The 10,360-nt window shown below is 70.6% G+C and carries 9 protein-coding genes; 5 read left to right on the top strand and 4 right to left on the bottom strand.

The window, feature by feature from the left end; all coding sequences use genetic code 11:
• The first annotated feature begins 710 nt into the window (after positions 1 to 710).
• The 4 genes from VF665_RS20925 to VF665_RS20910 all read left to right on the top strand — a co-directional run bounded on the left by VF665_RS20925 (position 711) and on the right by VF665_RS20910 (position 3,384).
• On the top strand, positions 711 to 1,613 hold the full coding sequence (locus tag VF665_RS20925) for a ChaN family lipoprotein (protein WP_331055410.1): 903 nt from the start codon (positions 711 to 713) through the stop codon (positions 1,611 to 1,613).
• A complete protein-coding gene (locus tag VF665_RS20920) occupies positions 1,610 to 2,611 on the top strand; it encodes a DUF6929 family protein (RefSeq protein ID WP_331055409.1) in 1,002 nt (333 codons plus the stop codon). The genes VF665_RS20925 and VF665_RS20920 overlap by 4 nt, the downstream gene beginning before the upstream one ends.
• 83 nt (positions 2,612 to 2,694) lie before the next feature.
• Entirely contained in the window at positions 2,695 to 3,012 is a 318-nt protein-coding gene (locus tag VF665_RS20915; protein WP_331055408.1) for a hypothetical protein, read from the top strand.
• A 3-nt stretch (positions 3,013 to 3,015) separates the two neighbouring features.
• Entirely contained in the window at positions 3,016 to 3,384 is a 369-nt protein-coding gene (locus VF665_RS20910) for a hypothetical protein (RefSeq protein WP_331055407.1), read from the top strand.
• On the opposite strand, the gene VF665_RS20905 is transcribed toward VF665_RS20910, so the two are convergent.
• From VF665_RS20905 to VF665_RS20890, 4 genes are all read right to left on the bottom strand, one after another.
• Positions 3,385 to 3,663, bottom strand: a complete 279-nt coding sequence (locus tag VF665_RS20905) for a hypothetical protein (RefSeq protein WP_331055406.1) — start codon at positions 3,661 to 3,663, stop codon at positions 3,385 to 3,387. It abuts the gene before it with no gap.
• A 187-nt stretch (positions 3,664 to 3,850) separates the two neighbouring features.
• The gene (gene lpdA / locus VF665_RS20900; RefSeq protein ID WP_331055405.1) at positions 3,851 to 5,239 is read right to left on the bottom strand and encodes a dihydrolipoyl dehydrogenase; all 1,389 of its coding nucleotides are present in this window, start codon (positions 5,237 to 5,239) and stop codon (positions 3,851 to 3,853) included.
• Positions 5,240 to 5,682: 443 nt separating this feature from the next.
• Positions 5,683 to 7,404 carry a methyl-accepting chemotaxis protein gene (locus VF665_RS20895; RefSeq protein ID WP_331055404.1) on the bottom strand — a complete coding sequence of 574 codons (1,722 nt, stop codon included), beginning with the start codon at positions 7,402 to 7,404 and terminating at the stop codon, positions 5,683 to 5,685.
• The gene (locus VF665_RS20890) at positions 7,401 to 8,564 is read right to left on the bottom strand and encodes a branched-chain amino acid ABC transporter substrate-binding protein (protein ID WP_331055403.1); all 1,164 of its coding nucleotides are present in this window, start codon (positions 8,562 to 8,564) and stop codon (positions 7,401 to 7,403) included. Before VF665_RS20890 ends, VF665_RS20895 begins: the two co-directional genes overlap by 4 nt.
• Before the next feature lie 219 nt (positions 8,565 to 8,783).
• Here VF665_RS20890 and VF665_RS20885 point away from each other — a divergent pair.
• Positions 8,784 to 10,360: ABC transporter ATP-binding protein (locus VF665_RS20885; RefSeq protein ID WP_331055402.1), on the top strand; the 1,577-nt coding region annotated here is incomplete at its 3' end.

Genomic DNA, 10,360 nt, shown 5'->3' with positions numbered 1-10,360 from the left:
GGTCCCACTCGTATCCCGTCTTCCGGCTGATTCCCGTCCGCTCGCACAGCTCAGCCATCGTGTACAGCCCTTCCTGGCGGGCTGCAATGAACCGCAGGCGCTCGTTCACAGTGTGCAGTGGCTCTGGCATGACTCGCCTCTCAAGGGGGATGAGTCATGCTCGCTTCCAGCTCCAGACTGTCAACCATCCTGCCGGTCCGATGTGTTACCAATCTACCCGGTCTGTACCCGGGGCGGGCCCCTCCCCCGGCCCCTCCCCGTGCAAACTGCGCACGGAGAGGGGAGAACAGCAGCTTGGGCGCACTCCGGACGGTGCCGCGCATGCGGAGAGGCCCCCTCTCCCCGGCCCTCTCCCCGCTGTCGCGGGAGAAAGGGAGACCTCAGCGCGAGCGCGGCGGTCGGCGCCGAAGCGATCGTCTGCGCGGATGCAGCCTCACAGCAGTACCGTGAGGCTTTCAGCGGTTGTTGCGGCGGCTTCAGCCGCTAAGGCCAGCCGGAATCTCGCGCCGATCCCGCTGGGGCTGCACGCCAGTGCCGTTCGGCAGACGAGTTCCGGCCGATGGCACCGGCACGATCCGCCCCGTGCAGGTGAAGTCCCCCCGCTGTTTGGGGGGACTTTCCGTCCTTGTTGCGGCGAATTCATTCGCTCCGCCGCGGATTGCCCCGCATCTTGCCGGGGGACGGCCCGCCACCCCATGACCGGAGCACCGATGCGCGTCCATCTCACCGCCCTGCTGGCCCTGTTCTGCCTGGCGTCCGCACGCCCCGCATCGTCCCAGACGACGGGGGCATTCGTCGCCGTGCACACCCGGTCCGGGCATACGATCCCCTTCGCCCAGATGGTTGACTCGCTCGCGCTCCACGATGTCGTCTTTTTAGGCGAGCAGCACGACGATCCCCAGACGCATCAGGCACAGGAGGCGCTGCTGCGCATGCTCGGCGAGCGGGGCCGCGACGTGGTTCTGGCGATGGAGATGTTCGAGCGCGACGTGCAGCCCGTGCTGAACGAGTACGCCGCCGGGCGCCTTTCCGAATCCGACTTCATGGCCCGCGCGCGGCCGTGGCCCAACTACGCCTCCGACTACCGCCCGCTGGTGGAGATCGCGCGCCGGAACCGCTGGCCCGTCGCGGCGAGCAACGTTCCGCGCTCCGTCGCGTCCGCCGTGTCGCGCGGGGGATGGGCCGCCCTGGACACAGTGCCCCCGGCGCTCGTCGCCGCGGAACGGCGTTGCGCCCCGGAAGGCGAGTACTTCCGCCGCTTCGGCGAGGCGATGGGCGGAATGGGCGGCCACGGCGCCGCGGCGGGAGGAGAAAGCCCGCTGGAGCGCTTCTACGCCGCGCAGTGCCTCAAGGACGAGACGATGGCGGAATCCATCCACCGGGCGCGCCAGACGTGGCCGGAACGGATGGTGGTGCACGTCAACGGCGGCTTTCACAGCGAGCGCCGCCTGGGCGTGGTGGAGCGCACCGCCCGCCGCCTTCCCGCGGCGCGCATCGCCACGGTGCTCATGGTCCCCGTCCCCGATCCGGAGCGGGCGGACCGCACCGATGCCGCGGCGCTGGCGGACTACGTCGTTTTTACCCGCGCCAAGCGTGGGAGCGCCGCCCCATGACCGTCGTGCGGGGCGGCGCGGACCCATCTCTCGCCGCCGTCATCACCCGCGTGACGCCGCTGCGCTACGCCGCGGGGGCGGACCCGGCGCTGGACCGCCCGTCGCACGTGCGCGCCGGCTCCGGCATCGCGTGGATCGGCGGCGTGCTGGCCGTGGTGCAGGACGACGCGGCGTTCATCGCCCTCATTGATCCGCGGACCGGGGAGGTACATTCCATCCCCCTTCCGGCGGACGACGGGGTGCGCCAGTTCGGCACGGAGCGCGGCAACAAGGAGCGCAAGGCGGACCTGGAATCGTGCGTGGTGCTTCCGGCCGCGGACGGCGGTGAGGTGCTGGCGGCGTTCGGCTCGGGGAGCACGCCGGCCCGCGAGCGCATCGTGCTGGTCCGCGGCATCCCCCACGCGCCGCGCGTGGAGGTGCACCACGCGCCGCGCTTCTACGCAGGGCTGCGCGCCGCGTACGAGTTCTCCGGGAGCGAGATGAACGTGGAGGGCGCCGCGTGGGACGGGGGCGAGCTGATCCTGGTGAACCGCGGCAACGGCGCGGCGGTGGACGGGCGGGAACCGGTGGACGCCACCTGCCGCATCCACTGGCCCGCGCTGCTGGACCACCTGCGCGGCGGATCGGAGCCCCCCGCGCCTGCTTCCATCGTCCGCTACGAACTGGGGGAGGTGGATGGATGGCGGCTCGGCTTCACCGACGCGGCGGCGTTCGGCACCCGCATTCTGTTCACCGCCGCGGCGGAGGCGTCGCCCAACACGTACGACGACGGCCCGGTCGCCGGCTCGGTGCTGGGGGTGCTGGAGGCTGAACGGGCGCGCTGGGCACTGCTGCGCGGGGCGGATGGAACGCCGTTCGACGGCAAGGTGGAGGGGGTGGCGCCGGGGCGGGAGCAGGGGACCGCGCTGCTGGTGGTGGACCGCGACGATCCCCATCGCCCGTCGGACCTGTGCCTTGTGGAACTGCGGGGAAACTGGCCGGTTTCGATAAACGAATGACGGGTGCCGCGCACCGGTAAGTTGTTTCAGGCATGGCCTTTGCCTTCGCATGGCCGATTCGTCACCCCAGCGGAGTATACGGAATGGCCTACCGAGAATTCACGGATGCGGACGGGACCGCCTGGACGGCGTGGGACGTGCCTCCCTGGCGCGTTTTTTCGCCCGCGAGGAGCTACCAGGACCGCCGCGTGCGCGAAACCGCCGGCTACCAGCCCGAGCGCCGCGTGACGGGGGACCGGCGGCGTGCACGCGAGGGCGCCATGTCGGAGCGGGGATGGGTGTGCTTTGCGCGGCCGGGAGAAAAGCGCAGGCTGGCGCCCACGCCGGCGGACTGGGATCAGGCGTCGGAGCCGGAACTGCTGGACCTGTGCCGGCGGGCCGCGCCGGAAGCCGCGCGCTGACCCATGGCGCTCCGGGCGTTTCGCGACCCCGCCGGGGAGCTCTGGCAGGTGTGGAGCGTCGTTCCCGGGCAGCGGCACGACCAGGAGCGCCGAAAGGGCAGGGACCGCCGCAGCGACGATCCCGTGTTCCTGTACAAGGGCCCGGAGCGGCGCACGGCGGACCGCCGGGGCCGGGGAGCGGCCGCGTTGCTTCCGGGCCTGCTGGCGGGATGGCTCACCTTTGAATGCACCACGGAGCGGCGGCGCCTGACGCCCATTCCGGACCGGTGGGAGGAAGCCCCGGAGGCGGAGCTGTACCAGCTCTGCCAGCGCGCCGTCCCCGTCTCCTGCGTGTTGCCGCTTCCGGCCCGGCCCACGGACCCGCCGGGCTGATCAGGTCGACGCGTCCACCGTACGCCGCTCCCCGCGCACCACCCGCGAGGCGAGCCGGCACAGGCGGGAGAGCGCTTCCACGTCGTCCACGTCCCACCCGTCCGGCACGGGGGAGAGGCGCCGCTTTTCGCCTTCCGTCTCAAAGCACAGCCAGCCGCCCGCCATGTCCACGGGCAGGTGGCCCAGCGAGCGGATGCGCTGGTCCTGGGTGTTGTCTGGCTGCACGTCCCAGACCCGCCACTCGCGGTTCCGGGCATCGCGAAAGGTGCGAAGCCCCATTCGGCCCATCCATGTCCAACCTGTGTACAACTGCACCTTGATCTTGTGACAGTTTCGCGGTGACTCCCGCAAGCCCCGCGCCACTTGTTTCCGCGGGAAGTGGGCAACGGCTGTCGAGGCGTCGAGAACAAAACAAAAGGCCGGAGCCCGCGGGGACTCCGGCCTTTCTGCTTCCCAGCCAGGCGCGTCAGATGTGGATGGCGCGGCCGCAGGCGGCAAGGGCGGCTTCCTTGACCGCCTCGGGCAGGGTGGGGTGCGCGTGCACCGACATGGCGATGTCGGTGGCGCTCGCCTGGAACTCCATGGCCAGCGCGGCCTCGGCAATCAGGTCGCTCGCACGCGGCCCCAGGATGTGCAGCCCGATCATGCGGTCCGTCCGCGCGTCGGCCAGCACCTTCACCATGCCGTCCGTTTCCGCCATGGCGCGGGCGCGGCCGTTGGCCTGGAAGGGGAACTTGCCCACGCGGTACTCCGCTCCCGCCGCCTTGGCCTCCTCTTCCGTCATCCCCACGGAGGCGATCTCCGGCCAGGTGTAGACCACGTTGGCCACGGCGTCGTAGTTCACGTGGCCGTGGCGCCCGGCGGCGAACTCCACCGCGGCCACGCCCTCTTCCTCCGCCTTGTGCGCCAGCATCCGCCCGCCGATGGCGTCGCCGATGGCGTAGATGCCCGCCACGCCGGTGTGGTAGTGCTCATCCACCTGAATCACGCCGCGGTTCAGCCGCACGCCGGCCTCCTCGTAGCCGATCCCCTCCGTGTACGCCCGCCGGCCGACGGCAACCAGCACGTAATCCGCCTCGATGGGATCCTGTCCCTCGACGGAAACCATCACCTTGTCGCCGCGGCGTTCGGCGCCCGTCACCCGGGTGCCGGTGCGGATGTCGAAGCCCTGCGTGCGGAACACGCGGTCCGCCTGGCGCCCGATCTCGGCGGCCATCCCGGGACGGATGGTGGGCGCCATTTCCAGGACGGTGACCTTGGCGCCCAGCCGCAGCCACACGCTCCCCAGTTCCATCCCGATCACCCCGCCGCCGACAACGACCAGGTGCCCCGGAACTTCGGGCAGGGCCAGCGCGCCGGTGCTGTCGATGATGCGCTCGCCATCGAACTTGAGGAACGGGAGCTCCACGGGAACGGAGCCGCTGGCCAGCACGATGTTCTTTGCGCGGAGCGTGCGCGTGCCGCCCTCGCCCTGCACCTCGACCGTCTCGGGCGAGGCCAGTCGCCCGAAGCCGCGCACCCACTCGATCTTGTTCTTCTTGAACAGAAAGGCGACGCCGTCGGTGTTGCTCTTTACCACGGCGTCCTTGCGGGCGTGCATGCGCGCCACGTCCATCTCCGGCGCGCCCACCTTGATGCCGTGCAGCTCCGTCTTGTGGCGGATCTGGTCGAACAGTTCGGTGCTGTCCAGCAGCGCCTTGCTGGGGATGCACCCCACGCGCACACAGGTGCCGCCGAGCGCGGATTCCTTTTCCACGCAGGCGGTCTTGAGCCCCAGTTGGGCGGCGCGGATGGCGGCCACGTAGCCGCCCGGACCGCCGCCCAGAACGATGAGGTCGAATGTATCTTCAGCCATGATGCAGCAATGTTCGTGAGAGCCAGTGCCACGGTCCACCCGCGGCGCACGACAGCATGGGGCGCGGGCGCGCGCCGGGCAAGCTTTGCTACCCCGGACGGTGTCGTGCGTGCGGATGGCTGATCAACAGCCGTTTCACGAGGAGTTCACGGAGGGTGGACGGAGAGGTCACGGAGGTACAGCAACGACCACCCCCAAAGTTGCGGAGAGACGCGGAGTCACATGGAGGACAAGGGTACAAGTCCCGGTGTCCACGTGCTCGCTTTTCAGTTCCGCCTCTGTGTCTCTGTGCCTCTGTTAGAGATGCTTTTTTCTGTTCCTCCGTGAGCTCCGTGAACCTCGGTGTCCTCCGTGAGAAACGCTGTTGGCTGAATTGGGATATGAAGAAGCCCGCCCCTGCGCACAGGAGCGGGCTTTCGTCCATCCACAGAAGTGTCAGCGGATCAGACGCGGAAGCCGCTCACCAGTTCGCGCATGCGTTCGGCGGCGTGCAGCAGTTCGGCGCTGGACGCCGACATCTCCTGCGTGGCGGCCGACTGCTCCTCGGCGGCGGCGGATACTTCTTCGGCGCTGGCCGCGTGCGACTCCGAGGTGCCCGACACGTCCGTCAGCGCCGCCTCCACCCCTTCCATCGCGGCGGAGTTGCGCAGCGCCGCCTGCTCCACCTGGTCGGCGCCCAGCCGCACCCCGTCCACCGCGGCCAGAATCTGCTCCAGCGCGCTGTCGGCGCCGCGCGACACCTCTTCCACGTCCGCCACCTTGGTGGTGCTGCGGCTCATGGTGCCCACCACTTCCTCGATGCGGCCGCGGATGGCCTGCACGTTCTGCGCGACCTCGTTGGCCGCGCGCGCCGAGCCCTCGGCCAGCTTGCGCACCTCTTCGGCCACCACCGCGAAGCCCCGGCCGTGCTCGCCCGCGCGCGCCGCCTCGATGGCCGCGTTCAGCGCGAGCAGGTTGGTCTGCCGCGCGATGCCGGTGATGGTTTCCACGAACCGGTCGATCTGCGCGGAGGCCTGCTCCAGCTCCGTGACCTGCGAGGCCGACTCCGTCACCACCTCGCGGATTTCCAGCAGCCGCTGCAGCGCCGTGCTCACCTCGCTGCGGCTCTGCGCGGCCACCAGGTAGATCTGCTCGCTGAGCGACGTCACCGTCTGCGACGCGTTCACGATCTCGTCGCTGCGGCGGCCCATCTCCTCCAGCGCGTCGCGGGTGGCCTGCAGCCCCTGCGACTGCGTTTCGGCGCCGCTGGCGATTCCCACCATGGCGGTGGCCACTTCGCCGCTGGACGCCGCCACCTCTTCGCTGATGCTGGACAGGTCCGAGGCAAAGTTGCTGATGCGCTGCGCCGTGCCCGCCGTTTCGCCCACGATGTTGCGCAGCTGCCCCGACATGTGCTCAAACGTGTCGGCCAGCGCGGCGAACTCCTGCGGCATGTCGTCGGTGTGGCCCGCCATGTCCAGGCGCAGGTCGCCGTCGCCCAGTTGCCGCGCGGCGCCGCCCAGCGTTTCCAGCGGCTTCTGGATCATGCGCAGCGCCAGCCAGATCAGCAGCGCCGTAAGCAGCACGGCCGCGATGGAGGTGAGGCCCAGGAACAGCTCCCAGCGGCGCACCGTGTCGCGCAGGTCCGCCGCGGCGTTGGTCACCTTCTGCGTCTGCGCCGCGCTGATGGCGCGGATGTTTTCTTCCAGCTGGTGCGTGCGCGAGCGCACGGCGGCCACGCGGCGCAGCGCGCCCTCGCGGTCGCCCATGTCCAGCTGCGCGTGCGCCAAGCTGTACTCCACCTCGATGCTCTGGTGCGCCTGCTCCACCGCGGTGATCTGCTGCTGCTCGGCGGTGGTGGTGTTGGCCAGGTCCTTGTACTTGCGGCGCTGCTCGTGGGCCTTGTGCCCGTAGTCGGCAAAGGCCCGGGCAAACTCCGGGGTGGGCGCCAGCAGATACTGCTCGCCCGCCGCGATCTGGTTCAGGATCAGCGACTCCAGCGCGGTGCCTACCTCGCTGCTGGCCCGCAGCTGCGTCATGCGGTCTTCCATTTCCCGCTGCAGCCGCTCCAGCGCGAACAGCGTCATGGCCGCGCCCGCCAGCACCACGGCCACGATCAGCACGGCGCCGCCCTTGAGCCAGGTGGTCAGCCGCGTGCGGCGGCCGCCGATGCGAAAGATGCTCATCGTGCGCCCTCCGGCAGCCGGATACCGCCGCCGCCGATCACCCCCAGTGTGAACCGCTTGTCCACCGGATCTCCGTTGCTGTCGAATTTCACCGTGCCGGCCGCGCCCTCGAAGGCGTCGGACCCTCCACTGCGCCCCACCGTCTGCAGATACGCCCGCACCGCCTCCGGCGACCGCGCGCCGTCGCGCAGCGCGCGCGCCATCAGCCGCACCGCGTCGTAGGCCAGCGCCGCCTGCGAATCGGGGTTCTGCCCGAACCGGGCGCGGAACCGCGCCGTGAACGCCCGCGCCGAATCCGACATCTGCGGGTGGAACAGGACGCCGACCGTGGTTCCGTCAAAGCCGCTCCCCATCTCCGCCAGCCCCTCGATGCCGTCGCCCCCCAGAAACCGCGCCTGCAGCCCCGCCTCACGCGCCTGGGTGATGGCGCGGGCCGCGGGGTCCTGCAGCCCGGCCACGAACACCAGGTCCACGCCGCGCGCCTTCATGCGCCGCAGGTAGGGGCGAAAGTCGGGGGTGGCGTCCAGAAACGGGTCGGCCGTGAGCACTTCCACGCCGCCCTGCCGCAGCGCGGAGGTGAAGTTGCGGGCCAGCCCCTGCCCGTAGTCGTCGTTGCTGTACAGAACGCCGATGCGCCGGCCCATGCCGCGGGCCGCGCGGGCCAGGGCCACGGCGTTGGCCGAGTCGCTGCCGGCCATGCGGTAGATCCAGTCGCCCAGCCGCGAGATTTCGGGGCTGGTGGCGCTGGTGGCCAGCGCGGCCAGGTGCCCCTGGTACCGCTCCGCCGCCTTGAGCGTCGTGCCGGAGTACACGTGCCCCACCACGGCCAGCACCTGCGGGTCCGCCACCAGCGAGTCCGCCACGGTGGGCGCGGTGCCGGGGTCGCCATGGTCGTCCACCACCCGCAGCCGCAGCGAGTCGCCGCCAATGCCGCCGCCCGCGTTGATCTCCATCACGGCGAGCTCGGCGCCCATGCGGGAGCGCACGCCGTACACGTCGGGCTTGCCGCCGCCGTCCGTCAGGGGAATCGCCAGCCCCAGCACCAGCGCGTTCCCGCCCGCGCGGCCGCAGCCGGCCAGCAGGCAGGCGCCGCAAAGGAGCGCATGCACGGCAGCACGGGGCGCGCGGCCCAGCGGGGAGCCGGAGACCGGATGAGTCATGGGGATGGCGAGGGCGGTGTGGAGCGGGGCCCCTCAATGAACGTGCGTCTGGGGGATGGGCCCAAGCTACACCGCGCCGCCAGACGTTGTCAACGACCGCACTTCGCGGGGCGCCCGCGCGTTGCCGCCCCGGGGCACCGGCGCTACGTTCCGCGTCATGATCTACCCCGGTTCTCTCCTCCACTCCCCACGCGCCCCCGCGGGCGCGGGCCCGCGCGCATGAGCGGGGCCGAGCAGGAGCTGGAGCCCGACTCGCGCGCGTACGACCGGCGGCTGCTGCGCCGGCTGGTGGGCTACCTGCGCCCGTACCGGCTGCAGGTGGCGCTCGCGCTCGTCCTCCTCTTCGTGGGCGCGGCGCTGGAGCTGGCGGGGCCGTACCTGACCGCGGTGGCGCTGGACCGGGCCATCCCCAACCGCGACATGGGGCTGCTGGGGTGGCTGGTGGCCGCCTTCTTCGGCGCGCTGGTGCTGAACTTTGCCGCGGAGTACGCGGACACGCTGCTCACCACCTGGCTGGGGCAGCGGGTGATGTTCGACCTGCGCGCCGAGGTGTTCAGCCACCTGCAGCGGCTCAGCCTGCGCTACTTCGACCGGAACCCGGTGGGGCGGCTCATGACCCGCGTCACCAACGACGTGGAGCAGCTGAACGAGGCGTTCTCGTCGGGGCTGGTCACCGTGTTCGGCGACGTGTTCACGCTGCTGTTCATCCTGGGGATGATGCTGCAGCTCAACTGGCGGCTGGCGCTGGTGACGTTCACCGTGCTCCCGCTCGTGGGCGTGGCCACCTTCGTGTTCCGCGGGTTGATCCGCACGGCGTACCGCGACATCCGGGTGCGGCTGGCGCGCATCAACGCCTTCATGCAGGAGCAGGTGTCAGGAATGCGCGTGGTGCAGCTGTTCGGGCGGCAGGACGCCACGCTGCGCGAGTTCAAGCGCATCAACGACGACCACCTGCAGGCGCACCTGCGCTCCATCACCTACTACGCGCTCTTCTTCCCCACCATCGAGGTGCTGACGGCGGTGGCGCTGGCCCTCATCCTGTGGTACGGAGGGGGCGAGACGCTGCGCGGCACCATTTCGCTGGGCGTGGTGACGGCGTTTCTGCAGTACACGCGGCGCTTCTTTCGCCCCATCCAGGACCTGTCGGAAAAGTACAACATCCTGCAGGGCGCCATGGCGGCGTCGGAGCGCATCTTTGAGCTGCTGGACACGGTGCCCGAGGTGGCGGACGATCCCCATCCCCAGCACCTGCCCGTTCCGGGGCGGGGGGAGATTGAGTTCCGCGATGTGTGGTTCCGCTACGACGAGGGCGGCGAGTGGGTGCTGCGCGGCGTGAGCTTCGTGGCGCGGCCGGGGGAGCGCATCGCCATCGTGGGCGCCACGGGGGCGGGAAAGAGCACCATCATCTCCCTGCTGATGCGCTTTTACGACACCACGCGCGGCGAGGTGCTGTTCGACGGCGTGCCCGTGCGCCGCGTTCCGGTGGATGAGCTGCGGGCGCGGGTAAGCCTGGTGCTGCAGGACGTGTTTCTGTTCAGCCAGGACGTGAGCAGCAACATCCGCCTGGGAGCGGCGGAGATTTCGGACGACCAGGTGCGCGAGGCGGCGGTGCGGGTGGGGGCCGACCGCGTGGTACAGCGGCTTCCGGGCGGATACGCGCAGCCGCTGGGCGAGCGCGGGCTGACGCTGAGCGTGGGCGAGCGGCAGCTGGTGTCGTTCGCGCGGGCGCTGGCGTTCAATCCGCAGGTGCTGGTGCTGGACGAGGCGACCAGTTCGGTGGATTCGGAGCTGGAGGC

Source organism: Longimicrobium sp., from assembly GCF_036387355.1.
GTDB lineage: Bacteria > Gemmatimonadota > Gemmatimonadetes > Longimicrobiales > Longimicrobiaceae > Longimicrobium.
Note: the sequence above shows the minus strand (reverse complement) of the source record. Positions and strands in the feature narration are given on the sequence as shown.

Coding starts and splice junctions, on each gene's coding strand:
- VF665_RS20925 (WP_331055410.1), top strand. CDS start 711: ATGCGCGTCCATCTCACCGCCCTGCTGGCCCTGTTCTGCCTGGCGTCC.
- VF665_RS20920 (WP_331055409.1), top strand. CDS start 1,610: ATGACCGTCGTGCGGGGCGGCGCGGACCCATCTCTCGCCGCCGTCATC.
- VF665_RS20915 (WP_331055408.1), top strand. CDS start 2,695: ATGGCCTACCGAGAATTCACGGATGCGGACGGGACCGCCTGGACGGCG.
- VF665_RS20910 (WP_331055407.1), top strand. CDS start 3,016: ATGGCGCTCCGGGCGTTTCGCGACCCCGCCGGGGAGCTCTGGCAGGTG.
- VF665_RS20905 (WP_331055406.1), bottom strand. CDS start 3,663: ATGGGGCTTCGCACCTTTCGCGATGCCCGGAACCGCGAGTGGCGGGTC.
- lpdA (WP_331055405.1), bottom strand. CDS start 5,239: ATGGCTGAAGATACATTCGACCTCATCGTTCTGGGCGGCGGTCCGGGC.
- VF665_RS20895 (WP_331055404.1), bottom strand. CDS start 7,404: ATGAGCATCTTTCGCATCGGCGGCCGCCGCACGCGGCTGACCACCTGG.
- VF665_RS20890 (WP_331055403.1), bottom strand. CDS start 8,564: ATGACTCATCCGGTCTCCGGCTCCCCGCTGGGCCGCGCGCCCCGTGCT.